At 66.8% G+C, this 25173-nt stretch carries 20 protein-coding genes; 11 read left to right on the top strand and 9 right to left on the bottom strand.

The window, feature by feature from the left end:
* Positions 1-48 precede the first annotated feature (48 nt).
* The 4 genes from carA to C1I89_RS15335 are packed head-to-tail and all read left to right on the top strand — an operon-like array spanning position 49 to position 6227.
* Positions 49-1203 carry a glutamine-hydrolyzing carbamoyl-phosphate synthase small subunit gene (gene carA / locus C1I89_RS15350; protein ID WP_168202160.1) on the top strand — a complete coding sequence of 385 codons (1155 nt, stop codon included), beginning with the start codon at positions 49-51 and terminating at the stop codon, positions 1201-1203.
* Between the two features lie 10 nt (positions 1204-1213).
* A complete protein-coding gene (gene carB / locus C1I89_RS15345) occupies positions 1214-4456 on the top strand; it encodes a carbamoyl-phosphate synthase large subunit (protein ID WP_102773579.1) in 3243 nt (1080 codons plus the stop codon).
* 59 nt (positions 4457-4515) lie between these two features.
* A complete protein-coding gene (gene lpxO, locus C1I89_RS15340; RefSeq protein ID WP_102773578.1) occupies positions 4516-5412 on the top strand; it encodes a lipid A hydroxylase LpxO in 897 nt (298 codons plus the stop codon).
* A 50-nt stretch (positions 5413-5462) separates the two neighbouring features.
* Positions 5463-6227, top strand: a complete 765-nt coding sequence (locus tag C1I89_RS15335) for an SDR family oxidoreductase (protein ID WP_102773577.1) — start codon at positions 5463-5465, stop codon at positions 6225-6227.
* Positions 6228-6234: 7 nt separating this feature from the next.
* On the opposite strand, the gene C1I89_RS15330 is transcribed toward C1I89_RS15335, so the two are convergent.
* The 6 genes from C1I89_RS15330 to C1I89_RS15305 all read right to left on the bottom strand — a co-directional run bounded on the left by C1I89_RS15330 (position 6235) and on the right by C1I89_RS15305 (position 12581).
* Positions 6235-6879 (bottom strand): histidine phosphatase family protein, encoded by a 645-nt coding sequence (locus C1I89_RS15330; protein ID WP_102773576.1) that lies wholly within the window; start codon positions 6877-6879, stop codon positions 6235-6237.
* Positions 6872-7813 (bottom strand): LysR family transcriptional regulator, encoded by a 942-nt coding sequence (locus tag C1I89_RS15325; protein WP_102773575.1) that lies wholly within the window; start codon positions 7811-7813, stop codon positions 6872-6874. The genes C1I89_RS15330 and C1I89_RS15325 overlap by 8 nt, the downstream gene beginning before the upstream one ends.
* A 10-nt stretch (positions 7814-7823) precedes the next feature.
* On the bottom strand, positions 7824-8909 hold the full coding sequence (locus tag C1I89_RS15320; RefSeq protein WP_102773574.1) for an ABC transporter ATP-binding protein: 1086 nt from the start codon (positions 8907-8909) through the stop codon (positions 7824-7826).
* Positions 8906-10618: an ABC transporter permease gene (locus C1I89_RS15315; RefSeq protein WP_102773573.1), complete on the bottom strand. Its 1713-nt coding sequence runs from the start codon at positions 10616-10618 to the stop codon at positions 8906-8908. Before C1I89_RS15315 ends, C1I89_RS15320 begins: the two co-directional genes overlap by 4 nt.
* A gap of 111 nt (positions 10619-10729) precedes the next feature.
* Positions 10730-12055, bottom strand: a complete 1326-nt coding sequence (locus C1I89_RS15310) for an ABC transporter substrate-binding protein (RefSeq protein WP_102773572.1) — start codon at positions 12053-12055, stop codon at positions 10730-10732.
* Between the two features lie 115 nt (positions 12056-12170).
* Positions 12171-12581 (bottom strand): FlxA-like family protein, encoded by a 411-nt coding sequence (locus C1I89_RS15305; RefSeq protein ID WP_102773571.1) that lies wholly within the window; start codon positions 12579-12581, stop codon positions 12171-12173.
* A 153-nt stretch (positions 12582-12734) separates the two neighbouring features.
* Between C1I89_RS15305 and C1I89_RS15300 the strand changes: the two genes are divergently transcribed.
* Positions 12735-14045: a solute carrier family 23 protein gene (locus C1I89_RS15300; RefSeq protein ID WP_102773570.1), complete on the top strand. Its 1311-nt coding sequence runs from the start codon at positions 12735-12737 to the stop codon at positions 14043-14045.
* On the opposite strand, the gene C1I89_RS15295 is transcribed toward C1I89_RS15300, so the two are convergent.
* Complete coding sequence (locus C1I89_RS15295) at positions 14042-15637, bottom strand: methyl-accepting chemotaxis protein (protein WP_102773569.1); 1596 nt, start codon at positions 15635-15637, stop codon at positions 14042-14044. The two genes, C1I89_RS15300 and C1I89_RS15295, sit on opposite strands and share 4 nt — an antisense overlap.
* Positions 15638-16210: 573 nt before the next feature.
* Here C1I89_RS15295 and greA point away from each other — a divergent pair.
* A complete protein-coding gene (greA, locus tag C1I89_RS15290) occupies positions 16211-16687 on the top strand; it encodes a transcription elongation factor GreA (RefSeq protein ID WP_102773568.1) in 477 nt (158 codons plus the stop codon).
* A gap of 130 nt (positions 16688-16817) precedes the next feature.
* On the opposite strand, the gene C1I89_RS15285 is transcribed toward greA, so the two are convergent.
* Positions 16818-17417: a YhbY family RNA-binding protein gene (locus C1I89_RS15285; protein ID WP_102773567.1), complete on the bottom strand. Its 600-nt coding sequence runs from the start codon at positions 17415-17417 to the stop codon at positions 16818-16820.
* A gap of 18 nt (positions 17418-17435) precedes the next feature.
* Here C1I89_RS15285 and C1I89_RS15280 point away from each other — a divergent pair, with 18 nt between their 5' ends.
* From C1I89_RS15280 to C1I89_RS15260, 5 genes are all read left to right on the top strand, one after another.
* Positions 17436-18068: an RlmE family RNA methyltransferase gene (locus C1I89_RS15280; RefSeq protein WP_102773566.1), complete on the top strand. Its 633-nt coding sequence runs from the start codon at positions 17436-17438 to the stop codon at positions 18066-18068.
* Between the two features lie 204 nt (positions 18069-18272).
* Entirely contained in the window at positions 18273-20159 is a 1887-nt protein-coding gene (gene ftsH, locus C1I89_RS15275) for an ATP-dependent zinc metalloprotease FtsH (protein ID WP_102773565.1), read from the top strand.
* An 18-nt stretch (positions 20160-20177) separates the two neighbouring features.
* On the top strand, positions 20178-21023 hold the full coding sequence (gene folP / locus C1I89_RS15270) for a dihydropteroate synthase (protein ID WP_102773564.1): 846 nt from the start codon (positions 20178-20180) through the stop codon (positions 21021-21023).
* Positions 21020-22363 (top strand): phosphoglucosamine mutase, encoded by a 1344-nt coding sequence (gene glmM, locus C1I89_RS15265; protein ID WP_102773563.1) that lies wholly within the window; start codon positions 21020-21022, stop codon positions 22361-22363. Before folP ends, glmM begins: the two co-directional genes overlap by 4 nt.
* Positions 22364-22587: 224 nt before the next feature.
* Positions 22588-23391 carry a GNAT family N-acetyltransferase gene (locus C1I89_RS15260; protein ID WP_102773562.1) on the top strand — a complete coding sequence of 268 codons (804 nt, stop codon included), beginning with the start codon at positions 22588-22590 and terminating at the stop codon, positions 23389-23391.
* A 159-nt stretch (positions 23392-23550) separates the two neighbouring features.
* Here the strand turns inward: C1I89_RS15260 and ppx are convergent, their stop codons facing one another.
* Positions 23551-25038 (bottom strand): exopolyphosphatase, encoded by a 1488-nt coding sequence (gene ppx, locus C1I89_RS15255; RefSeq protein WP_102773561.1) that lies wholly within the window; start codon positions 25036-25038, stop codon positions 23551-23553.
* Between the last annotated feature and the right edge of the window lie 135 nt (positions 25039-25173).

Raw genomic sequence — 25173 nt, 5'->3', positions numbered from 1 at the left:
AGGTATAATTCGAAGGTTTGATTATCGATTCTAAAACCGGGGTTTACTGTGCTGCCGCAACTTTTTCCCGAGGGGATCAACCGCTTCCCTCCTGCAATTCTGGCTCTGGCGGACGGTACCATTTTTCGAGGCGTGTCGATCGGTGCGCCTGGGCATACCGTTGCCGAAGTGGTGTTCAACACCGCGATGACCGGGTACCAGGAAATTCTCACCGATCCCAGCTACAGCGGCCAGATCGTCACGCTGACCTATCCGCACATCGGCAATACCGGCGTCAACGCCGAGGACGTGGAAGCGAACCGCGTCTATGCCGCCGGCCTGGTGGTCCGCGACTGTCCCGCCCGCGTGTCGAACTTCCGTTCCACGCAATCGTTGCCTGAGTACCTCTCCGAGCAGGGCATCGTCGCCATTTCCGGCGTGGATACCCGCAAGCTCACCCGCATCCTGCGCGACAAGGGCGCCCAGGGCGCCTGCATCTTCGTCGGCACCGACGCCGAGCGCGCCGTCGAACTGGCCCGCGGCTTCGCCGGCATGACCGGCCAGGACCTGGCCCGCGTCGTCTCCATCAAGAACAGCACCGACTGGACCGAAGGCACCTGGCGCCTGGGCGCGGGCTTCTCCAAGCCCGACCAGTCCAGGTTCCACGTCGTGGCCTACGACTTCGGCATCAAGAGCAACATCCTGCGCCTGCTGGCCGACCGCGGCTGCCGCATCACGCTGGTGCCGGCCCAGACCAGCGCCGAGGAAGTCTTCAAGCTCGATCCGGACGGCGTGTTCCTGTCCAACGGCCCCGGCGACCCCGAGCCCTGCGACTACGCCATCGAAGCCACCCGCGCCTTCCTGGACAAGAAGCTGCCGGTGTTCGGCATCTGCCTGGGCCACCAGATCATGGGCCTGGCGCTGGGCGGCAAGACGCTCAAGATGAAGACCGGCCACCACGGCGCCAACCATCCGGTGCAGGACCTGGCCTCCAAGCGCGTGTTCATCACCAGCCAGAACCACGGCTTCGCGGTCGACGCCGCCAGCCTGCCGGCCAACGCGCGAGCCACGCACGTCTCGCTGTTCGACGGCACGCTGCAGGGCTTCGAGCTCACCGACCGTCCGGCCTTCTGCTTCCAGGGCCATCCCGAAGCCAGCCCCGGCCCGCACGACATCATCGAACTGTTCGACAAGTTCATCAGCCTGATGTCCGGCCAAAAGTAAAGATTGCATCATGCCCAAGCGTACAGACCTAAAAAGCATACTCATCATCGGCGCCGGCCCCATCATCATCGGGCAGGCCTGCGAATTCGACTATTCCGGCGCGCAGGCGTGCAAGGCGCTCAAGGCCGAGGGCTACCGCACCATCCTGGTCAACAGCAATCCGGCCACGATCATGACGGACCCGGAAACGGCCGACGTCACCTACATCGAGCCCATCACCTGGCAGGCCGTCGAGAAGATCATCGAGCGTGAAAAGCCCGATGCGCTCCTGCCCACCATGGGCGGCCAGACCGCGCTGAACTGCGCGCTGGACCTGGCCCACCACGGCGTGCTGGCCAAGCACAACGTGGAACTCATCGGCGCCAACGAGCACGCCATCGAGAAGGCCGAGGACCGCCAGAAGTTCAAGCAGGCCATGACCGACATCGGCCTGGAATCGGCCAAGTCGGGCGTGGCCCACAGCATGGAAGAAGCCTGGGAAGTGCAGCGCCGCATCGCGGCCGAAGTCGGCACCTCGGGCTTCCCGGCCGTGATCCGCCCCAGCTTCACGATGGGCGGCTCGGGCGGCGGCATCGCCTACAACGCCGAAGAATTCGAAACCATCTGCCGCCGCGGCCTGGAAGCCTCGCCCACCAGCGAGCTGCTGATCGAAGAGTCGCTGCTGGGCTGGAAGGAATTCGAGATGGAAGTGGTCCGCGACAAGGCGGACAACTGCATCATCGTCTGCTCCATCGAGAACCTGGACCCCATGGGCGTGCACACCGGCGACTCGATCACGGTGGCCCCGGCCCAGACGCTGACCGACAAGGAATACCAGATCATGCGTAACGCATCGATCGCGGTGTTGCGCGAGATCGGCGTGGATACGGGCGGCTCGAACGTGCAGTTCGCCGTCAATCCCAAGAACGGCCGCATGATCGTCATCGAGATGAACCCGCGCGTGTCGCGTTCGTCGGCGCTGGCCTCCAAGGCCACGGGCTTCCCCATCGCCAAGGTCGCCGCGCGCCTGGCCGTGGGCTACACGCTGGACGAGCTCAAGAACGAAATCACCGGCGGCGCCACCCCGGCCTCGTTCGAACCCTCGATCGACTACGTCGTCACCAAGGTGCCGCGTTTCGCGTTCGAGAAATTCCCCACCGCCGACGCGCGCCTGACCACCCAGATGAAGTCCGTGGGCGAAGTCATGGCCATCGGCCGCACCTTCCAGGAATCGTTCCAGAAGGCGCTGCGCGGCCTGGAAGTGGGCGTCGACGGCCTGAACCAGAAGACCACCGACCGCGAAAAGCTGCAGGTCGAGCTGGGCGAACCCGGTCCGGAACGCATCTGGTACGTGGGCGACGCCTTCGCGCAGGGCTTCACGCTGGACGAAGTGCACAACATCACGCACATCGACCCGTGGTTCCTGTCGCAGATCAAGGAAATCGTCGACATCGAGCTGGCGCTCGAACAGAAGACGCTGTCCGACCTGGACTACGCCACGCTGTGGGAACTGAAGCGCCGCGGCTTCTCCGACCGCCGCCTGGCCTTCCTGCTCGACACGGTGGAATCCGAAGTGCGCAAGCTGCGCCACCAGCTGAACGTGCGCCCGGTCTACAAGCGCGTCGACACCTGCGCCGCCGAGTTCGCCACCCGCACCGCCTACATGTACTCCACGTACGAGGAAGAGTGCGAAGCCGCGCCCACCGACCGCAAGAAGATCGTGGTGCTGGGCGGCGGTCCGAACCGCATCGGCCAGGGCATCGAGTTCGACTACTGCTGCGTGCACGCCGCGCTGGCGCTGCGCGACGACGGGTACGAGACCATCATGGTCAACTGCAACCCGGAAACCGTGTCCACCGACTACGACACCTCCGACCGCCTGTACTTCGAGCCGCTGACGCTCGAGGACGTGCTGGAGATCGTCCACAAGGAAAACCCGGTCGGCATGATCGTGCAGTACGGCGGCCAGACCCCGCTGAAGCTGGCGCGCGCGCTGGAAGCCAACGGCGTGCCCATCATCGGCACCAGCCCGGAATCCATCGACATCGCCGAGGACCGCGAGCGCTTCCAGAAGCTGCTGAACAAGCTCGGCCTGCGCCAGCCGCCCAACCGCACCGCGCGCACCGAAGCCGAGGCCCTGGCGCACGCCGCCGACATCGGCTATCCGCTGGTCGTGCGTCCCAGCTACGTGCTGGGCGGGCGCGCCATGGAAATCGTGCACGAGCAGCAGGACCTCGAACGCTACATGCGCGAGGCCGTGAAGGTCAGCAATGACTCGCCGGTGCTGCTGGACCGCTTCCTGAACAACGCCACCGAAGTGGACGTGGACTGCCTGGCCGACGGCGAAACCGTTTTCATCGGCGGCGTCATGGAGCACATCGAACAGGCCGGCGTGCACTCGGGCGACTCCGCCTGCAGCCTGCCGCCGTACTCGCTGTCGGCCGACGTGATCGCCGAGATCAAGCGCCAGACCAGCATGATGGCCAAGGCGCTGAACGTCAGCGGCCTGATGAACGTGCAGTTCGCGATCCAGGGCGGCGACGTCTACGTGCTGGAAGTGAACCCGCGCGCCTCGCGCACGGTGCCCTACGTGTCCAAGGCCACCGGCCTGCAGCTGGCCAAGATCGCCGCGCGCGCCATGGCCGGCCAGACCCTGGCCGCGCAAGGCATCACCCGTGAAGTCGTGCCGCCTTACTTCTCGGTCAAGGAAGCCGTGTTCCCGTTCGTGAAGTTCCCGGGCGTGGACACCATCCTGGGCCCGGAAATGAAGTCGACTGGCGAAGTGATGGGCGTGGGCACGAGCTTCGGCGAAGCCTTCGTGAAGTCGCAGCTGGCCGCGGGCGTGCGCCTGCCGGAATCCGGCACGGTGTTCATCAGCGTGAAGAACCAGGACAAGCCGGCCGCCGTGGAAGTGGCGCGCGGCCTGCACGTGCTGGGCTTCAAGCTGGTCGCCACGCGCGGCACCGCCACCGAGATCGAGGCCGCCGGCATTCCGGTGCAGGTGGTCAACAAGGTCACCGAGGGCCGTCCGCACATCGTCGACATGGTGAAGAACGGCGAGATCTCGCTGGTCATCAACACCGTCGAAGAGCGCCGCAACGCCATCGCCGACTCGCGCACCATCCGTACCCAGGCGCTGGCCGCGCGTGTTACGTTCTTCACGACGATCGCCGGCGCCCGCGCCGCGGTCGAGGGCATGCAGTACCTGCGCCAGGGCCTGGGCCTGCAGGTCTATCCGTTGCAGGAGCTGCACGCATCGTTGTCGGGTAAGTAAGCGAGTACGCAAGATCTTCCGGACGCGTGCAACCGCGTCCGGAAGCGGTAGGAGGCAGGATGAAGTGGTTCATTCTGGCGGTGTTCATCGTTTGCGCTACGGTAGTGCATTACCGTGGCCGAGTCAGACACAGGTTCTCGCGGCAGGCGCTGGATCACTCCACCTTCACCGCGCCGCTGAACTGTTTCATGTACGCGTTCTCCAGCGTACCTAACCAGCCCTACATCGATCTGGACCGGTTTCCGGAACTCAAGGTCCTGCTGGACCGTTGCGACGACATCCGGGCCGAGGCGCTGGAACTGTTCGGCGAAGGCCATATCAAGGCCTCGGACAAGTACAACGACGCCGGCTTCAATTCCTTCTTCAAAAGCGGCTGGAAGCGTTTCTACCTGAAGTGGTATGACGCCGACCATCCCTCGGCTTCGGCCCTGTGCCCGGTCACCACGCAACTGCTGGCCGGCATCCCCTCCATCAAGGCCGCCATGTTCGCGTCGCTGCCGCCGGGCAGCCGGTTGCCGCGCCACCGCGATCCCTACGCGGGTTCGCTGCGCTTTCACATGGGCCTGATCACGCCGAACGATCCCGACTGCTACATCAACGTCGACGGCCAGCCGTATTACTGGCGCGACGGCGAGGCGGTGGTGTTCGACGAGACGTTCATCCACTACGCCGAGAACAAGACCCAGCAGAACCGCATCATCCTGTTCGCCGACGTGGAGCGCCCGATGCGCTACCGCTGGGCGCAGGCAATCAACCGCAAGGTGGGCGGCTTTCTGCTGCGCGCGGCCGCGGCGCCGAACCAGGCGGGCGACGCCACCGGCGGGATCAACCGGATCTTCGGCGCGGTGTACGCGGTGCGCCGCTTCGGCAAGGCGCTGAAAAAGCGCAGCAAGCCGCTGTACTACCTGTCCAAGTGGGCGCTGGTGGCGGCGATTCTGGCGCTGATCTTCCTGTAGGATGCGGGGGCGGGCAGCCCCCGCTTTTCCATCCTGCGGCGAACCTATCCATGACCACAGTATTCATTACGGGCGCAAGCAGCGGCCTGGGCCGCGCCCTGGCGCAACAGTATGCCGCCTCGGGCGCCACGCTCGGGCTGCTCGGGCGGCGCGAAGCGGCGTTGCAGGAGCTGGCCGCCAGCCTGCCGGGCGCGCACCGCTGTTACGCGGTGGACGTGCGCGACCGCCAGGCGCTGCACGCGGCGGCGCAGGATTTCATCGCGTTCTGCCGGGGGCGGGTGGACGTGATGATCGCCAGCGCGGGCATCAGCGCGGGCACGCTGACCGAGCACGGCGAGGATTACGACGTGTTCAAGGCCATCGTGGACACCAATCTGCTGGCCACGGTGGCGACTTTCGAGCCCTTCATCGGGCCGATGCGCCAGGCCGGATCGGGCCGGCTGGTGGGTATCGCCAGCGTGGCGGGCGTGCGCGGACTGCCGGGCGCCGGCGCCTATAGCGCGTCGAAGTCGGCGGTGGTGACCTACTGCGAGAGCCTGCGGCTGGAACTGGCCGGCGACGGCATCCGGGTGGTGACGATCGCGCCCGGCTATATCAAGACGGCCATGACCGCCCACAATCCCTATTCCATGCCGTTTCTGATGGAGGCCGATGCGTTTGCGCGGCGGGCGCGGGCGGCGATCGACCGGGGCACGTCCTATACCGTGATTCCGTGGCAAATGGGGGTGGTGGCCAAGCTGATGCGGCTGCTGCCCAATGCGCTATATGACCGGCTGGCGCGCAATGCGCCGCGCAAGCCGCGTCAGCCACGTTGACGGCGCCTCAGGGCACTACGTCGTCGCCCACCTCGTCGGTCACGTGACCGACGTCGCCCCAGTCCAGGACCTGCCATTTGCGGCCGGCGACGCCGACGCGGTTGATGCTGACGTTCAGCAGCGCGGCGTCGCGCGGGGCGTTCAGGGGCACGCCGCTGGCGTGGCGCCAGATGATGTCGAGCACGCCGCCGTGGGTGAACATGAGGATGCGTTCGTCGTCGTGGCGGCTGGCGATGTCGTCGACGGTGGAGATGACGCGGGACTGGAACTGGCCCAGGGTTTCGCCGCCGTCCAGCGGGCGTAGCGGGTCGCGGCTTTTCCAGGCGGCGGCCGCTTCGGGGGCCTGCACGTCGATGCGGTCGTGGTCCAGGCCTTCGAGCACGCCGAAGCCGCGTTCGCGGATGCCGGGCTCGATGCGCACGCGCAGGCCCAGCTGTTCGGATACGGGCGCCGCCGTGGCGTGGGCGCGCTGCAGGTCGCTGCTGTAGATGGCGTGGATCGGGGTGCGGCGGGCCTCCTCGCGCATGCGGGCGGCGAGCAGGCTGGCCTGGTTGCGGCCGAATTCGTTGAGGGGGATGTCTTGCCAGCCTTGCAGGCGGCGCTGGCGGTTCCAGTCGGTTTCGCCGTGGCGGATGAACCAGATTTCAGTCATTACGGTATTGATCGGGGGATGAGGCCTGGACCTGGGGCGGCGCGATCTGCGTGCGCGGTTTCCAGATGGTTTGAATGATCGAGCTTAACGCGACCAGCGCGGGCTCGCTAGCGCGCTCGTGCGGCAGGATGAAAGCCAGGACCGCGTCGACCCGCGCCTGGCCCCAGACGATGAAGTCGCTGGAGGCCGCGCCGGCCAGGGCGTTCTCCTCGCGCAGCAGCGCGCAGCCGGCGCCGGCGCGCACCAGGGTGTCGAGGTTGGCCTGGTCGTCGTGCTGCATCACGACGCGCGGCGACAGGCCGTGGCGTTCGAACATGTCGCGCAGCAGCAGGTGGGTGTGGCTGCCGGCCGGGCCGTCCAGCCAGGGCAGCTGCGCCACTTCCTTCCAGCCGCCGCGCTTGAGGGCGGCGGCGTGTTCCTGGGGCAGGGCGATGCGGTAGCGCACGCTGCGCAGCGGCTGCCACAGCACGCCGCGCGGCGGGTTGGCGGCGATGGTCAGCGCGGCCGGCAGGCGGCCGGTGCTGACCTGCTCGGCCAGGGCGGCGGCGGGCAGGGTCTGGGTCTTGAGCTCGACCAGCGGCAGGCGCTGGGTGACCGCCGAGGCCAGTTCGCCCAGGCGCAGGAAGTCGGGCCGCTCGCTGGGCACGCCCAGTTCGATCGCGCCGTGCAGGCTGCCTTGCAGCTGCTGGGCCTCGGACTTGAACTGGGCGCCCAGCACCAGCAGCGATTCCGCCGTGGGCAGTAGCACTTCGCCGGCCTTGGCCAGCGCCAGCCGGCCGCCGCTGCGGTCGAACAGCGCCACGCCCAGGCTTTGTTCCAGCGCCTTGATCTGGGCGGTGACGGCGGGCTGGGTCAGCGACAGCGCCTCGGCCGCCTTGGTCAGGTTGCCCAGCCGCGCGACCGTGACGAAAGCGCGTATCTGATAGATTTCCATGGCGGCGGACTCACGCCGCCAGCAAGCGTACCTGGGTGGGTTCCAGCCCTATCGATACGGGCGCGCCGACCGGGAACGGCGACAGTCCGGCCAGGTGGGACTGGTCGGCGGTCAGGCGCTGCTCGCCGATCTGCACCTGGTAGCGGGTGAATTCGCCCAGGAATTCGCTGCTTTCCACGATGCCGGGCAGCCACACGTAGCGCGCGTCGCCCAGGCCGTCGGCCATTTCGATCTGCACCGTGTGCGGCCGGAAGCTGGCCGCCAGCCGCGAGGCCGCCGGCGCTTCGCCGGACAGCGGCAGATGCAGGTCGCCCACGCCTTCGACGGCCAGCACCACACTGGCGCTGGTGCGCTCGCGCACCTGGCCTTCGAGCACGTTCATGGTGCCGACGAAGTTGGCCACGAAGCGGTTCACCGGATAGTCGAACAGCGTGCTGGGCGCGCCGATCTGCTGCACCACGCCGTGGTCCAGCACCGCCATGCGGTCGGCGGTGGTCATGGCCTCTTCCTGGTCGTGGGTGACGAAGATGGTGGTGATGCCCAGCCGCCGCTGCAGGCTGAGCAGGTCCTGGCGCATCTGCACCCGCAGCTTCTTGTCCAGGTTGGACAGCGGCTCGTCCAGCAGCAGCACCTGCGGTTCGATGACGATGGTGCGGGCCAGCGCCACGCGCTGCTGCTGCCCGCCGGAGAGCTGGTTGGGGCGGCGCTTGGCGTACTGCGACAGGCCCACCAGGTCCAGGGCCGCCTCCACCTTGGCCTGGATCTCGGCGCGCGGCAGCTTGCGCTCGACCAGGCCGAAGGCCACGTTGTCCCACACCGTCATGTGCGGCCACAGCGCGTAGTTCTGGAACACCATGCCGATGTTGCGGTTCCACGGCGGCGTGGCGCTGATGTCCTTGCCGTCGACCAGCAGCTGCCCCGCGTTATGGCGGTTGAAGCCGGCGATCAGGCGCAGCAGCGTGGACTTGCCCGAGCCCGACGGGCCCAGCAGGGCGAAGAACTCGCCCGGCTCGATGCTGATGTTGACGTCCTTGAGCACTTCGGTCTTGCCATAGGACAGCCGGATATTGCGGCATTCGACGCTGACCTTCTTCATTCCGTTTCCCCTTCGTGGCGCGCCGGCCGCTGGCGCGTCTGCGCGCGCTCGACCAGCAGGTGCGAGATATAGGTGCCGATGGCGACCGCGGCGACCGCCAGGACGCCGAGCGCGGCGCCCGGGCCGCGGCCCGCGGCGCTCTGCATGTAAAGATAGATACCGTAGCTCATGGGCGCCTGGCTGTCTTTGGTCACCAGCATGATGGTGGCCGACAGTTCGACGGCCGCCGTCACGAAGCTGGTGACGAAGCCCGCCAGCATGCCGCCGGCCATCAGCGGCACCACTACGCGGCGTATCGTGCTCATGCGCGTGGCGCCCAGCGACTGCGCGGCTTCTTCCAGCGAGATGTTGATCTGCTGCAGCGAGGCCACGCAGGAACGCAGCGCGTAGGGCAGCCGGCGCACCGAGTACGCGATCATGATGATGATCCACGACGAGGTCAGCAAGGTGCCGGTGCCCGGCAGCTCGATGCCGCGGAAGGTGCGCAGAAAGCCGATGGCCAGCACGATGCCGGGAATCGCCAGCGCCGCCGAGGCCAGGAAGTCCAGCCACTGGCGCGCCGGCAGCCGGGTGCGCAGCATCAGGTAGGCGATGGCGGTGCCCAGGATCACGTCCACGCCGGCGGCCAGGCCGCAATAGAGCAGGGTGTTGGCGATCATGCCCTGGGATTCGGAGAACACCGCCGAATAGTGCGCCAGCGTATATCCGTCGGGCAGCGGCGCGAAGCTCCAGACGCTGGCCAGCGACAGCAGCAGCACGCCCATGTGCGGCGACAGCACCAGCAGCAGCACCAGCAGTATCCAGCCATAGGCCAGCACGCTTTCCGCGGGGCGCAGCTTGCGCTTGTGCAGCGAGTTGCCGCCCTTTTGCAGAGTGGAGTAGTCCTTGCCCTTGAGCACCCGCGCCGACAGCCACAGCGCCAGGATCGACAAGCCGACCATGATGACGCTGATGACGTAGCCCAGCGGATCTTCCAGGCTCACCTGGGTGATGCGCAGATAGGCCTGCGGCGCCAGCATGTTGGTGGTGCCCAGCACCAGCGGCGTGCCCAGGTCGTCGAAGACTTTCACGAACACCAGCGAGGCGCCGGCCACGTAGCCGGGCAGCGCCAGCGGGAAGATCACGCGCCGGAACAGCCGGAAGCCGCGAGATCCCAGGTTGAGCGCGGCTTCTTCCATCGCGCCGTCGATGTTGCGCAGCGCCACCACCAGGTTCATCAGGATGAACGGGAAGTAGTGCAGCGCCTCCACGAAGATCACGCCGTTCAGCCCTTCCATGAAGGGCAGCGTGAAGCCGAACCAGTCCTGCAGCAGCAGGTTGACGCTGCCCGAGCGGCCGAAGATCAGCTGCATGGCGACCGCGCCGACGAAGGGCGGCATGATCAGCGGCAGCACGCCCAGCGTCTGGATCAGCAGCGCGCCGCGGAATTCGAAGCGCACCGTCAGGTAGGCCAGCGGCACCGCGATGAGCGAGGCCAGCAGGGCCGACCAGCCCGCCACGTACAGGCTGTTGAAGAACGCCTCCTGCATCAGGGGCTGATTGAAGAAGGCGCCGAAATGGCCCATCGTGAAGCTGCCGTCGGCGTTCACGAAGGCGCTGTAGAACACCGTGCCGACCGGAATGGCCAAAAACAGCAGCAAAAAGCCGAACACCAGGAGCGCCGTCAGCACAGGGCCGGCGTGCAGGCGCGAATGGCCCGAATAATCCATCGAGAATCCCGCAATCGTTGCTAATGCCCCGTCCGCGCGGACGGGGCGCCGGAAATCGGCCGGCGGGCCGGGCGCTGCCGCCCGCCGCCGGCCGCGGATACCGCTACGCCGCTACAGCGCGGCGGCCTGCCGGGCCAGCTTCACGGCTTCTTCGTAGTTGGCGCGGGCCTGCCCGTTCCACTCGCCTTCGAGCTGCGTGATCTGCTGGTTGACGGCGGCGTCTTTCTTGTTGCCGGCGAAGATGGCCAGGAAGGCCGGGTCCGATGCCTTCTTGCCGTCGACCAGCGGCGCCCAGGTCAGCTTGCGGGCCTGCTCCAGCAGCTCGGCGGCCTTGCCGCTCCTGGCCTTGTCGCCCAGCTTGGCCTCCGCGTCGTAAATGGCCTTGGTGGCCGCCTGCAGTTCCTTCAGGCGGAAGGTGACGGTCTGGTCGTACAGCGACTGCACCACGTAGTAGCGCGTCTGCGACAGGTCGGCGTTGAACTGCACCTTGCTGCGCTTGGCGATTTCGGCCGGATCGGGATAGCCTGGCGGGATCTTGCCGGCCAGCGCGGAGTAGGGCAGCACCGGCAGGCGCGAGATCTTGGGCTGCAGCAGCAGCTCCTGGCCCGCCTGGCTGAGCGTGAAGGCGATGAACTTCTTGCCTTCCTCGGTGTTCTTGGCGCCCTCGATCAAGGCGATGTTGGCCGGCACGATGGCGGTCTCCGACGGGTAGACGAAGTCGACCGGGAACTTGGAGTACTTGCTGGACAGTCCGAAGAAGTCGATCACCGGGCCGGCGCCGAACTGCCCGTTGTTCACGCCGTCGGGCACGCCGAACGAGCGCTCGGTGATGGCGCTGCTGTTGCCCGACATGCGCAGCAGCGTGCGCCAGCCTTCGTCCCAGCCTTCGCCCTGCAGAATGGTCTCGACCGTCAGGTGCATGGTGCCCGAGCGCGACGGCGAGGTGATGCCGACGTGGCCGAACCACTGCGGCGCGAGCAGGTCCTTCCATTCGACCGGCGCGGGCAGCTTGTGCGCGGCGATGTAGCGCGTGTTGTAGATGATGCCGTAGCCGGCCAGCGCCTGGCCCAGGTACATGCCGGCGGGATCGTTGATGGGGTAGCTGCCGATCTTGTCCGGCACATCCTTGTTCGCCACGTCGGACGACTTGGCCAGCAGCTTGTCGCGCCCCAGCACTTCGAACGCGTCGGGCGCGCTGGCCCAGAACACTTCGGGGCGCTGGCCCGCGGGCGTTTCGCGCACGTAGGCGATGCCCGATACCGTGTTCTTGTTCAGGATTTCCAGCGTGATGCCGGGGTTGGCCTTCTCGAACGCCGCCTTGTAGGCCTGGGTCAGGTCCTTGGGGAACGAAGTGATCACCGTCACCGTGCCGGCCAGGGCCGGCGCGGCACAGGCGGCCAGCAGCGCCCCTGCGAGGGCTGTGCGCATTGCGTGCATGGTTTGTCTCCGTGGTTTTAGATTTGTCCGGAGACAGTAATGTCAGCCCTGCGGCGAGTCCAATCAGAAATTTTGATGCGGCCCATCAGCGCGGGCGGCCGCGCCCGCTTGCGGATTATGCGGTGGCCGACACGCCGCCCTGCATCGCGCGGGCCTGCTGCGTCATCACCTGCGAGATCTGCGCCTGGATCTGCAGCGCCTGCGCGTTGAGCGCCTGCACCTGGCTTGCCTTCATTTCGGCCGACATGGCGCTGGCCTTGACCCGGGCGATCTGCTCCATGACGCGCTGCAGCTGTTTCTGCAATTCCTTGATCTGACGGGTGTATTCGTCCTCGTTGTCGGTTTCCTCGGAGGCCTGCGCGCCGCCCACCGCCATCGCGCCCGGCTGGCTGACGCGGATCTTGCCGTCCTGCGCCGACACCGCGGCCGGCGCGTCCTGGCGGGCCCGGCTGGCCTGGATGCGCTCGGCCCACAGGTCGGTCAGGCTCTTGAGCCGGGAGGTGCCTTGGATGGAATCGATCGCCATGATTGCTCCTGTCGCCAGTCGGGATTTGGGGGTTTCCACCAGTACGGCATCGCCGCGCGGAACTTAAACGTTGCGGGTGGTTCGCGGCCCCATTTACACTGGCGCCCGCTCGCAGTCTCCATCCTCCCTTCGAACCACTTTCCCGGGGCATCCATGTCCAATTCCTACTTTCCGCGCTGGCGCCTGGCCGACGACGCCGAGCCCGGCGTCATCATCGCGCCCGACGAAAGGCTGTCCTGGCCCAAGAACGTGGCCATGGGCGCCCAGCACGTCGTCGCCATGTTCGGGTCCACCGTGCTGGCGCCGCTGCTGATGGGCTTCGATCCCAACGTCGCCATCCTGATGTCGGGCATCGGAACGCTGATCTTCTTCCTGTTCGTCGGCGGCCGGGTGCCGAGCTACCTGGGTTCCAGCTTCGCCTTCATCGGCGGCGTGATCGCGGTCACCGGCTACGCCGGGGCCGGCCCCAACGCCAATATCGGCGTGGCGCTGGGCGCCATCATCGCCTGCGGCCTGGCCTATACGCTGATCGGCCTGCTGGTCTGGATCGCCAACTCGCGCGCGGGCGCGGGCGCGAACTGGATCGACACGCTGATGCCGCCGGTGGTCACGGGCGCGGTGGTCGCCGTGATCGGCCTGAACCTGGCGCCCATCGCCGCCAAGGGCGCGATGGGGGCCTCGGGCTTCGACACCGCGATGGCGCTGGTCACCGTCCTCTGCGTCGGCGGCATCGCGGTCTATACCAAGGGCATGGTGCAGCGCCTGCTCATCCTGGTGGGCATGATCCTGGCCTGCGTGGTGTACGGTGTCTTCGCCAACGGCCTGGGCCTGGGCAAGCCGATAGACTTTTCGGCGGTGTCCGCGGCCGCCTGGTTCGGCCTGCCGCAGTTCGCCGCGCCCGTGTTCAAGGCCGAGGCCATGGGCCTGATCGTGCCGGTCGCCATCATCCTGGTGGCGGAAAACCTCGGCCACGTGAAGGCGGTCAGCGCCATGACCGGACAGGACCTGGACCGCTACCTAGGCCGCGCCTTCGTGGGCGACGGGGTCGCCACCATGGTGTCGGGCGCGGTGGGCGGCACCGGCGTCACCACCTACGCCGAGAACATCGGCGTCATGGCCGTGACCCGCATCTATTCCACCCTGGTCTTCGTGGTGGCCGCCCTGATCGCCATCGTGCTGGGCTTCTCGCCCAAGTTCGGCGCGCTGATCCAGACCATCCCCGCGCCGGTGCTGGGCGGCATGTCGGTGGTGGTGTTCGGCCTGATCGCGATCGCCGGCGCCCGCATCTGGGTGGTCAACCAGGTGGACTTCAGCGACAACCGCAACCTCATCGTGGCCGCGGTCACGCTGGTGCTGGGGGCGGGCGACTTCACCGTCAAGCTGGGCACCTTCACCCTGGGCGGCATCGGCACCGCCACCTTCGGCGCCATCATCCTGTACGCGCTGCTGCGCCGCCGGAACTAGACGGGCACCAGCCGGGCGGTCGGCGTCACGTCGATCGCCTGGCCCGACAATGTCTTGAACACCGCGGTGGCCTCGGCCAGGCGCCGCGCCTGGTCCTCCATCGCCGCGGCGGCGGCGGAGGCTTCCTGCACCAGCGCCGCGTTCTGGTGGGTGACCTCGTCCATCTGCGCGATCGCCAGGCCGACCTGGTCGATGCCGCTGGCCTGCTGGGCCGAGGCGGCGGAGATCTCGCCCATGAGGCAGGCCACCCGCTGCACCGAACCCACGATTTCCTGCATGGTCCGTCCGGCGGCCTCGACCTGGGCCGAGCCGGCGGTCACCGTGGCCACCGAGGCCTCGATCAGGGCCTTGATCTCCTTGGCCGCCAGCGCGGCGCGCTGGGCCAGCGTGCGGACCTCGCCGGCGACCACCGCGAAACCCTTGCCCTGCTCGCCGGCGCGGGCCGCCTCCACCGCCGCGTTCAGCGCCAGGATGTTGGTCTGGAACGCGATGCCGTCTATCACCGAGACGATGTCGGAGATCTTGCGCGAGCTGGCCGAGATGTCCTGCATGGTGGATACCACTCGGTCCACGCTCTGGCCGCCGCGTTCGGCCACGTCCATGCTGTCCATCACCAGCTGGTTGGCCTGGGCGGCGCTCTGCGCGTTCTGCTTGACGGTCGCCGCCAGCTCTTCCATGGTGGTGGCGGTTTCCTGCAGCGCCGACGCCTGCTGCTCGGTGCGCACCGACAGGTGGGCATTGCCGGCCGCGATCTCGGCGGCGCGCGCGTTGATTTCCTCGACTCCCTTGCGCACCGCGGTCACCGTGCGGGTCAGGCCTTCCTGCATGCGCCTGAGCGCGGCGTAGAGGCAACCGATCTCGTTGTCGGAACGGCTATGCACGCGCGTCGTCAGGTCGCCGGCCGCGATGCGGTCGAAATAGCCGCTGGCCTGCCGCAGCGGCCGCAGCACCGAAAAGCGGATGAAGAGCCAGCACAGCACCGTCAGCAGCACCCCGATGGCGACCAGCGCGGTGGCCGATATCTGCGCGGTGGAGTAGGTGCGCTGGGAACTGGCCAGCACGCCGCCGCTGCGTTCGGCGGTCCATGCCAGGAACGCCTGCATGTCCTGGGCGAAGCCGGTGTCGGCCCGCTGCGCCCATGCCTTGTCTTCCTGGTACTTGGCGGGCAGGCGTTCGCGCACGTCCGCCCTCAGCGCGTCGAGCGCCGCGCCGTACTCCGAGAAGCTGCCCTGCACCGCCTGCGCCAGGGCCTGGTCGCGCCCGCTCCTGGGCACGTCGATATAGCGGGCGAAGCGCTCGCGCGCCAGCGCCAGGTGCTCCATGGCCTGCTGCTCGGCCTGCCCGGCCTGGTCCTCGGCGCCTACCCGTTGGGCTGTCATGGCGCTGCTCAGCGCCAGCCGCGTGCGCAGCAGGGCGGCTTCGGCCTGATACAACGGGTCGACCTGGTCGACCGCGACATGGTTCAAGTCCCGGATCTCGGCGACGCTGCGCTGGGCGTTGGTCCAGCCCAGGCCATTGGCCAGGGTCAGGACGATCACGAAGCTGCCCAGCACCAGCAGCATTCCGGTGCGGACCGTCAAATTTTCAAGCATGGGTGTTTCTCCTTCCTCAGTGCATTGCGCGGCACCCGGCAGCGGGCCGGGCCGTCCGCGACGGCGGGGCGGGCGGGCCGCGCATGGCGCCCGCCGCTACCTACATCGGAAGTGACAGGGATGGCTGCGGCCGGCCGAGGCGGGCGCACAGAAAAAGAACCGATCCGGACCCATATGTATGGATTTGTTAATAATTCGACAATTTGTATTTTTAAACCGATTCAGCTGTCTTTTTCCAGTCGTTTTTCCCGTCGGCCGCCGCATCCGCCATGTTTTGGGCCGGCATGCGCGGCCGGTTTGCGTTTGCGCAAGGACATTGGAAAAAAATCACGTTTTCGGACGGTTACGGCATCGAAATCCGCCGAAAACGACGGTTTCTCCGGTGGCTTGCAATTCCGGTGGACTTTGCCCACAATATGACCTTGATTGCCCCGGTTCCGACCCGAGCCGGGGTTTTGTTTTGGTCGTTTGCCGCGCCGCCGTCAAGAAGTCCCGACGGCACGGGCGCGCGTTTTGCGGCCTTCACCGAGAACGCTCCTTCGGGGCGTTTTCTTCTTTTGTTTGGGAAACGACATGTCTGCCATTCCTTTGACCGTGCGCGGGGCCGAGCGCTTGCAAGAAGAGCTCCAGCGGCTGAAAACCGTGGAACGTCCCGCCGTGATTAACGCTATCGCCGAGGCGCGTGCCCAGGGCGATCTGTCGGAAAACGCCGAGTACGACGCAGCTCGCGAGCGCCAAGGCTTTATCGAGGGCCGGATTGCTGAGCTTGAAGGCACGCTTTCCAATGCCCATCTGATCGACCCCACCGCCCTCGAGGCCGAAGGTCGCGCCGTATTCGGCGCAACCGTCGAGATCGAGGACCTGGATTCGGGCGATCGCGTGACGTACCAGATCGTCGGCGACGTCGAAGCCGACATCAAGGCGAACCTGATCTCCGTGTCGAGCCCGGTGGCCCGCGCGCTGATCGGCAAGAGCGAAGGCGACGTGGTCGAGGTCAAGGCCCCGGCTGGCGTTCGCGAGTATGAAGTGTTGGGCGTGCGTTACATCTGACGCCGCAGTAGTTAGCAGGAAACCATCAAAACACCATAGTCAGCGCCGTGCTGTACGCATGGATTCCGCGGTTCGATGCGGGCAGCTATGGTGGGCCGGGCGCGTAAAGCGCCCGTTTTTGTGCCTGCGTTCAGCGTTTCGCCGTACGGCGGCTGGTGCCGCTACGGGCTCCGGCCCGCAGGCTGAGCGCGCTGCCGGCGCGGCGCGGAATGCCGTGGCCGCTGGCCGAGGCCTTCTTGGTGCTGGGACGCATGGGTTTGCCGTTCTTGTTGAGCTGATCGGCCGGAACGAAGCGCGTCTTGGGCTTGGGTTCCTCGGATTCGCTGCGGCGCGGGCGCTTGGCCAGGGTCTTGCCTTCGGCGGCCAGCTTCTTGGGCGTATGCGGCTCGGAGGCGCGGCGCTTGGCGGGACGTTCGGGTTCCTGGGCGGCCAGGGCGGCGGGCTTGATATTGCCGGCCAGCGGGCGGAACAGGATCAGGGTCTTGCCGAGGTGGTGGACCGGGGCGCACGACAGCGTGTCGCAGATGGTCGACAGCATGGCGTCGCGGGCCTCGCGGTCCTCGCCGCCGGCGCGCACCTTGATGAGGCCGTGCGAAGTCAGCGCGAGGTCGATTTCCTTGAGCACGGCTTCGGTCAGGCCATTGTCGCCGATCAGGACGACGGGGCGCAGAGGGTGAGCGGCGGACCGAAGGTCGCTGCGCTCACGAGAGGTAAGTTCTAATATAGGCATGCGTGGAATTGTACGGTAATGGCCAAGAATAAATTCTCCAAAGACTGGATTCACCAGCACATCAACGATCCCTATGTGAAGCTGGCGCAACAGAAGGGCTACCGGGCCCGCGCCGCCTTCAAATTGATCGAGATCCTGGAAACCGAAAAACTGATGCGCCGCGGCGACCTGGTCGTGGACCTGGGTTCGGCCCCGGGCAGCTGGTCGCAGGTGGCGCGCGAGCGCCTGGCGGGGCCGGGCGGCGTGGTCGACGGGCGCATCATCGCGCTGGACCTGCTGCCGATGGAGCCGGTGGCCGGGGTCGAATTCATCCAGGGCGACTTCCGCGAGGATGACGTTTTGAAACAATTGGAAGACCTGGTCGGACCGCACGCGGTGGACCTTGTTATTTCCGACATGGCCCCCAACTTGTCAGGCGTGGGGAGCGCCGATTCGGCGCGTATCCAGCACGTGTGCGAACTGGCGATGGAATTCGCCTGCGCCCATCTCAAGCCCAACGGGGCGCTGATCGTCAAGGCCTTCCACGGCAGCGGCTTTTCGCAGATCGTGCAGTCCTACAAGCAGCGCTTCAAGCGGGTGGTCGAACGCAAGCCGAAGGCGTCCCGGGACAAGTCCTCTGAAACCTTTCTGGTTGCGCGCGATCTGAAATAACCCGGCCTGGCCGGACCCCGGAAAACCCATCGCCCGCCGAGACTACGACCGAGAAAATCCACTAATCAGACGAAACCAACAGAGTCCCGCGCCACGTCAGGACGCAAAATGCCTGACAGGTTAGAATGGGCCATTGACATACTTGTGACTGTGCCATATGCGGGTGCGCGGTCGCCGGTCGGAATCGAATGCAGGAGATCGACCTTGAATAATTCATTTTCGAAAGTCGCTGTCTGGATGGTGATAGCCCTGGTGCTGTTCACCGTCTTCAAACAGTTCGACGGACGCACACAGACACAGGATGGCGTGACCTACACGCAGTTCATGGACGACGCCAAGGCGGGACGCATCCGCAAGGTCGACGTCCAGGGCGACGTGCTGTACGTCACGCCCGACGCGGGCCGCGCCTACACCCTGACTTCGCCCGGCGACCTCTGGATGGTCTCCGATCTGCTGAAGTACGGCGTGCAGGTCTCCGGCAAGCCGCGCGAAGAGCAATCGCTGCTGATGAGCATCTTCGTCTCGTGGTTCCCCATGCTGCTGCTGATCGGCGTATGGGTGTTCTTCATGCGGCAGATGCAGGGCGGCGGCCGGGGCGGGGCATTCAGCTTCGGCAAATCGCGCGCCCGCATGCTCGACGAAAACACCAACCAGATCACCTTCGCGGACGTCGCCGGCTGCGACGAGGCCAAGGAAGACGTCCAGGAACTGGTCGACTTCCTGCGCGACCCCAGCAAGTTCCAGAAGCTGGGCGGACGCATCCCGCGCGGCGTGCTGATGGTCGGCTCGCCCGGCACCGGCAAGACGCTGCTGGCCAAGGCCATCGCCGGCGAAGCCAAGGTGCCGTTCTTCAGCATCTCGGGTTCGGACTTCGTTGAAATGTTCGTCGGCGTGGGCGCGGCCCGCGTGCGCGACATGTTCGAGAACGCCAAGAAGCACGCGCCCTGCATCATCTTCATCGACGAAATCGATGCGGTGGGCCGCCAGCGCGGCGCCGGCCTGGGCGGCGGCAACGACGAACGCGAACAGACCCTGAACCAGATGCTGGTGGAAATGGACGGCTTCGAATCCGGCCAGGGCGTCATCGTGATCGCCGCCACCAACCGTCCGGACGTGCTCGACCCGGCGCTGCTGCGTCCGGGCCGCTTCGACCGCCAGGTCGTGGTGCCGCTGCCCGACATCCGCGGCCGCGAGCAGATCCTCAAGGTCCACATGCGCAAGGTCCCGCTGTCGCCCAACGTCGACGCCACCGTCCTGGCGCGCGGCACGCCGGGCTTCTCGGGCGCCGACCTGGCCAACCTGGTCAACGAGGCCGCGCTGTTCGCCGCTCGCCGCAATGGCCGCACGGTGGACATGTCCGACTTCGAAAAGGCCAAGGACAAGATCATCATGGGCGCCGAGCGCCGCTCCATCGTCATGCCCGAAGAGGAGCGCAAGAACACCGCGTACCACGAGTCCGGCCACGCCATCGTCGCGCGCATGCTGCCCAAGACCGACCCGGTCCACAAGGTCACCATCATCCCGCGCGGCCGCGCGCTGGGCGTGACCATGCAGCTGCCCGAGACCGACCGCTACAGCATGGACAAGGGCCGCCTGCTCTCGACCATCGCCGTGCTGTTCGGCGGCCGCATCGCCGAAGAACTCTTCATGGACCAGATGACGACGGGCGCCTCGAACGACTTCGAACGCGCCACCGCCATCGCCCGCGACATCGTCACGCGCTACGGCATGACCGACGAGCTGGGCCCCATGGTCTATGCCGAGAACGAAGGCGAGGTCTTCCTGGGCCGCAGCGTCACCAAGACCACCCACATGTCCGAAGCCACCATGCAGAAGGTGGACACCGAGATCCGCCGCATCATCGACGAGCAGTACGGCGTCGCGCGCAAGATCCTGGAAGACAACCGTGACAAGGTCGAGGCCATGACCGCCGCGCTGCTCGAATGGGAAACCATCGACGCCGACCAGATCGACGACATCATCGAGGGCCGTCCTCCGCGTCCCCCGAAGACCCCCTCGGGGCCGTCGGACACCTCCGACACGCCCCCCACCGGCCTGGCCGCCGGCGGCAACACGGCAGCTGCCGTCTGAGGGCTTTCGTCCTGAGTTATGGCAAATAACTTCCTTTGCGGGCGCTTCGAGTTCGATCTCGAGCGCCCGCTTGTCATGGGTATCGTCAACGTCACGCCGGACTCCTTTTCCGACGGCGGCCAGCACGACGATACCGATTCCGCGGTGGCGCACGCGCGCCAGCTGATCGCAGAAGGCGCCCAGATCCTGGACCTGGGCGGCGAATCCACGCGCCCCGGGGCCGATCCGGTCTCGGCCGACGACGAACTGGCCCGGCTGCTGCCGGTGATCGAGGCGCTGCGCGACTGCGGCGTGCCGCTGTCGATCGACACGTTCAAGCCCGAAGTCATGCGCGCGGTGCTGGACGCGGGCGCGGACATGATCAACGACATCTATGGCTTTCGCCAGCCCGGCGCCGTCGAGGCGGTGGCGCAATCGCGCTGCGGGCTGTGCGTGATGCACATGAAGGGCGAACCCCGCACCATGCAGGCAAGCCCGCCCGAATACTCCGACCTGATCGGCGAAATCGGGATTTTTCTGGGGGCGCGCGCGCACAAGCTGCGCGCGGCCTGGGTCGACCCCCGCCGCATCGTGCTCGATCCCGGCTTCGGCTTCGGCAAGACCGGCGACCAGAACTTTCAACTGCTGCGCCGGCTCTCCGGTCTGCGCAGCATCGGCTATCCATTGCTGATCGGCCTGTCGCGCAAATCCATGATCGGCCAGGCCACTGGCCGGCCGGTGGACGACAGGTTGCCCGGCAGCATCGCCGCGGCGCTGGCCTGCGTGGCGCGGGGCGCTTCCATCGTGCGGGTGCACGATGTGGCCGCCACCGTGGACGCGCTCAAGGTATGGCACGCGGCAGAACAAGGAGCACTCACTTCATGATTCGACGCAAATATTTCGGCACCGACGGCGTGCGCGGCGAGGTAGGCGGCCCGGTGGTCAACGCGGAATTCGCGCTGCGCCTGGGCTACGCGGCAGGCCGGGTGCTGGCGCGCGAGCACGCCGTGCGCGGCGGCAGCCGCCCGCAGGTCGTGATCGGCAAGGACACCCGGATCTCCGGCTACATGCTGGAATCCGCGCTCGAAGCCGGCCTGTCGGCCGCGGGCATCGACGTGCTGCTGGCCGGCCCGGTGCCGACGCCGGCCGTGGCGTACCTGACCCGCGCTCTGCGCCTGGTGGCCGGCATCGTCATCAGCGCCTCGCACAACCCCTACCACGACAACGGCATCAAGTTCTTCTCGGCCCAGGGCATGAAGCTGCCCGACGACATCGAGGCCGACATCGAGGCCGCGCTCGACGAGCCGCTGGGCTGTGTGGCCTCCGAAGCGCTGGGACGCGCGCGCCGCATGGGCGACGCGCAGGGCCGCTACATCGAATTCTGCAAGAGCACCTTCCCCAACGACCTGGATCTCAACGGGATGACCATCGTGGTCGACGCCGCCCACGGCGCCGCCTACAACATCGCTCCCCACGTGTTCCGCGAGCTGGGTGCCGAGGTCCACGCCATCGGCGTGCACCCCGACGGCTTCAACATCAACAAGGGCGTGGGCGCGCTGCATCCCGAACTGCTGGCCAAGGAAGTCAAGGCGCGCGGCGCCCACCTGGGCATCGCGCTCGACGGCGACGCCGACCGCCTGCAGATGGTCGACGGCGACGGCCGCATCTATAACGGCGACGAGCTCATGTACGCCATCGTCCGCGAGCGCATGCAGCGCGGCAAGGTCGACGGCGTGGTCGGCACGCTGATGACCAACTTCGGCTTCGAGCGCGAAATGCAGCGCCTGGGCGTGGGCTTCGAGCGCGCCAACGTGGGCGACCGCTACGTGCTGGAGCAGATGCAGGCGCGCGGCTGGCTCTACGGCGGCGAAAGCTCCGGCCACCTGCTGTGCCTGGACTGCCATTCCACCGGCGACGGCATCGTCGCCGCGCTCCAGGTCCTGACCGCGCTGCGCCGCAACTCGGTCGGGCTGGCGCAGTGGGTCAGTGACCTGCGCATGTATCCCCAGAAAATGATCAACGTGCCGCTGGCGCCCGGCCTGGACTGGAAAACCCACGCCGGCCTGAGCGCGGCGCGCAAGGCGGTCGAGGCGGAACTGAACGGCCGCGGCCGCATCCTCATCCGCGCCTCGGGCACCGAGCCCAAGCTGCGCCTGATGGTCGAGGCCGAGGACGAGGCGCTGGCCGTCTCCTGCGCCGAGAAACTTGCCGCCAGTCTGGGATAAGCGCTTTCCTGATCCGGATCAATTCAGACGAAACCAAGGCCACCCGGCATATGGCGGGTGGCCTTTGCCATACTCAAACGGCATATATTTGTAAAGAATTGTCGAGATCTGCCTAAAGTGTATGGATCTGCAGCGAACTAAACTTCATAGTCACGTAACATATTGGTCAAGTCTTTGACATACAGGGCGTCCACACTGGCTGGACTCTCTAGGAGCTTCCCGCAATGCTGGAATTAGCACGCATCAACCCGACCCGTAATGCTGCAGAGCCTTGGACCGGTGCCGCCGCCAAGGTGCTGGTGGTGGGCTTGGCGCGCACCGCTGAAGAAATCGAGCAGATTCAACGCCTGCGCTACGACGTCTTCACCGAAGACATGGGCGCGGTGTTCCCCGACGCCCAGGACGGCGTCGAGCACGACCGTTTCGACCCCTATTGCGAACACCTCATGGTCCGCGAGCTGGATACGGGCCGGGTGGTGGGCACCTACCGCATCATGACGCCCGAAAAGGCGCGCGAGGCGGGCGGTTACTACTCGGAGTCCGAGTTCGACCTCTCCGGCCTGGGCCCGATCCGCGATGAACTGGTCGAAGTCGGCCGCTCTTGCACCCATGCCGACTACCGCGGCGGCGGCGTCATCATGCTGCTGTGGTCCGGCCTGGCGGAATATCTGCGCCGCGGCGGTTACGAATACGTGCTGGGCTGCGCCAGCGTCAGCCTGCGCGATGACGGCGTCACCGCCGCCGAGGTCTGGCGCACCATCGCCAAGCACCTGCCGCAAGACGGCGAGCCGCGCGTCAAGCCGCTGCACCGCTATCCCGTCGAAAAGCTCAACAGCACCTTGCCGGCGCGCGTGCCGCCGCTGATCAAGGGCTACCTGAAGCTGGGCGCCAAGGTCTGCGGCGAACCCGCCTGGGACCCGGATTTCAACGCGGCCGACTTCCCGGTCCTGCTCAAGATGGGCCGCATGGACGAGCGCTACCGCCGCCATTTCGGCCTGGACCAGCCGGCCCTCGCCACCGAGCGCTGATCGCCATGCACCGCGTCCGCCGCCTTTTCCGCCGAATGACGATCAGGCTGGTAAGGCGGGTGACGCGGCCCCTGCGCATGGAATTGAAACGGCTGGAGCGCGAAACCAACCTGTCCCCGTTCTAGTGTCCTGCCCAACCGCGGGCAGGACACGGGCTGCCTAGAACTCCAGCAGCTCGAACGAAAACCCCACCTTGTTCCATTCGGCCTCTTCGGCGCGCAGCGTGAAGTCGCTCAAGGGGTGCTGGGCCAGCCATTCGCGGTTGACCCGCACCACGATGGAGTTGTCGCGCACCGACGCCGTCAGCGGCAGCGGCTCGATCTCGTTGCGGCGGCGGAACAGCAGCACCGCCAGGCGCAGGCTCAGGATGGCCTTCCATTGCGGCCGCGAGCGCACCAGCGGCTCCAGCTTGGTCAGCTTGCCCTGGTGGCCCAGCGCCAACAGCGCCAGCAACTGCTGGTCGGCGCGCGAAAAGCCCGGCATGTCGGCGTTTTCCAGCACGTAGGCGGTGTGCTTGTGATACGCGTTGTGGGCGATCGACAGGCCCACTTCGTGCAGGTCGGCCGCCCAGCCCAGCGCCGGGCGCAATTCGGCGCGCTCCTGGCCGTCCGGGAACAGCGCGTCGAACAGGGTCAGCGCCGCCTGGCGCACCCGGCGGGCCTGGTTCAGGTCCACGTGGTAGCGCTTCATGAACTGGCGCACCGACTCGTCGCGCTTGTCGTGCTCGTCGTCGCGGCCCAGCAGGTCGTACAGCACGCCCAGGCGCAGCGCGCCGTCGCCGGTGTGCATGACTTCGATGCCCAGTTCGTCGAACAGCGCGCTCATGATGGCCAGGCCGCCCGGCAGCACGTCGGCGCGCTCGATCTTGATGCCCGGCAACTCGGACGGAATCACCCGACCCGAGCGCACGATGCGGTCTTTCAGCTTGGTCAGCCCCGCGCGCGTGATGCCTCGGTCGGAAAAACGGCTTTCGGTCAGGATGGCGAACAGCGCCTTGGCCGTGCCCGAGGACCCGTAGGCCTCTTTCCAGCCCATCTTGCGGTACTGCTTGGCGATGACCTCGATCTCGCGCCGCGCGGCCAGCTCGGCCTGCTTCATCTGGTGCGCGTCGACCACGCCGTCCGAAAAGAACTGCCGGCTGTAGCTGACGCAGCCCATATAGAGCGAGGACATCAGCGAGGGTTCGTGCCCCTTGCCGATGATGACCTCGGTGGAGCCGCCGCCGATGTCGATGACCAGGCGCTTGTTGGGCGAGGGGGGCAGGGTGTGGACCACCCCGGAGAAGATCAGGCGGGCCTCTTCGCGCCCGGCGATGACTTCGATGGGAAAGCCCAGCGCGGCCTCGGCCCGGGGCAGGAAGTCGCGGGTATTGCGCGCCACGCGGAAGGTGTTGGTGGCGACGGCGCGCACGCGGTTGGGGTGGAAGCTGCGCAGGCGGTCGCCGAAGCGCTCCAGCACGGCGATGGCCCGGTCGATGGCGTCGTCGCCGAGCCGCTTTTCGGCGTCCAGGCCGGCCGCGAGCCGGACGGTTTCCTTGAGGCGATCGATCTGATAGATCTGGAGCGTACCGTCCTGCTGAACGATGCGCCCGATTGAGAGGCGGAAACTGTTGGACCCGAGGTCCACCGCGGCCAGAAGTTGATCCATGCGGCTCGTGAAATATAGGCTGTGAGGTGGTCCGATTATAGAGACCCCATATGACAGCGCCCCGCGGCGCGGATTTTTTCTTACGGAACAGGGGCTTGGACGTGTCGGTGGCTTATCTATGTGTCCCGGTTTTGG

The organism is Achromobacter pulmonis (genome assembly GCF_002885955.2).
GTDB classification, from domain to species: domain Bacteria; phylum Pseudomonadota; class Gammaproteobacteria; order Burkholderiales; family Burkholderiaceae_B; genus Achromobacter; species Achromobacter pulmonis_A.
This window is presented reverse-complemented; position numbering and strand designations above follow the sequence as displayed.

Coding starts and splice junctions, on each gene's coding strand:
- carB (WP_102773579.1), top strand. CDS start 1,214: ATGCCCAAGCGTACAGACCTAAAAAGCATACTCATCATCGGCGCCGGC.
- lpxO (WP_102773578.1), top strand. CDS start 4,516: ATGAAGTGGTTCATTCTGGCGGTGTTCATCGTTTGCGCTACGGTAGTG.
- C1I89_RS15335 (WP_102773577.1), top strand. CDS start 5,463: ATGACCACAGTATTCATTACGGGCGCAAGCAGCGGCCTGGGCCGCGCC.
- C1I89_RS15330 (WP_102773576.1), bottom strand. CDS start 6,879: ATGACTGAAATCTGGTTCATCCGCCACGGCGAAACCGACTGGAACCGC.
- C1I89_RS15325 (WP_102773575.1), bottom strand. CDS start 7,813: ATGGAAATCTATCAGATACGCGCTTTCGTCACGGTCGCGCGGCTGGGC.
- C1I89_RS15320 (WP_102773574.1), bottom strand. CDS start 8,909: ATGAAGAAGGTCAGCGTCGAATGCCGCAATATCCGGCTGTCCTATGGC.
- C1I89_RS15315 (WP_102773573.1), bottom strand. CDS start 10,618: ATGGATTATTCGGGCCATTCGCGCCTGCACGCCGGCCCTGTGCTGACG.
- C1I89_RS15310 (WP_102773572.1), bottom strand. CDS start 12,055: ATGCACGCAATGCGCACAGCCCTCGCAGGGGCGCTGCTGGCCGCCTGT.
- C1I89_RS15305 (WP_102773571.1), bottom strand. CDS start 12,581: ATGGCGATCGATTCCATCCAAGGCACCTCCCGGCTCAAGAGCCTGACC.
- C1I89_RS15300 (WP_102773570.1), top strand. CDS start 12,735: ATGTCCAATTCCTACTTTCCGCGCTGGCGCCTGGCCGACGACGCCGAG.
- C1I89_RS15295 (WP_102773569.1), bottom strand. CDS start 15,637: ATGCTTGAAAATTTGACGGTCCGCACCGGAATGCTGCTGGTGCTGGGC.
- greA (WP_102773568.1), top strand. CDS start 16,211: ATGTCTGCCATTCCTTTGACCGTGCGCGGGGCCGAGCGCTTGCAAGAA.
- C1I89_RS15285 (WP_102773567.1), bottom strand. CDS start 17,417: ATGCCTATATTAGAACTTACCTCTCGTGAGCGCAGCGACCTTCGGTCC.
- C1I89_RS15280 (WP_102773566.1), top strand. CDS start 17,436: ATGGCCAAGAATAAATTCTCCAAAGACTGGATTCACCAGCACATCAAC.
- folP (WP_102773564.1), top strand. CDS start 20,178: ATGGCAAATAACTTCCTTTGCGGGCGCTTCGAGTTCGATCTCGAGCGC.
- glmM (WP_102773563.1), top strand. CDS start 21,020: ATGATTCGACGCAAATATTTCGGCACCGACGGCGTGCGCGGCGAGGTA.
- C1I89_RS15260 (WP_102773562.1), top strand. CDS start 22,588: ATGCTGGAATTAGCACGCATCAACCCGACCCGTAATGCTGCAGAGCCT.
- ppx (WP_102773561.1), bottom strand. CDS start 25,038: ATGGATCAACTTCTGGCCGCGGTGGACCTCGGGTCCAACAGTTTCCGC.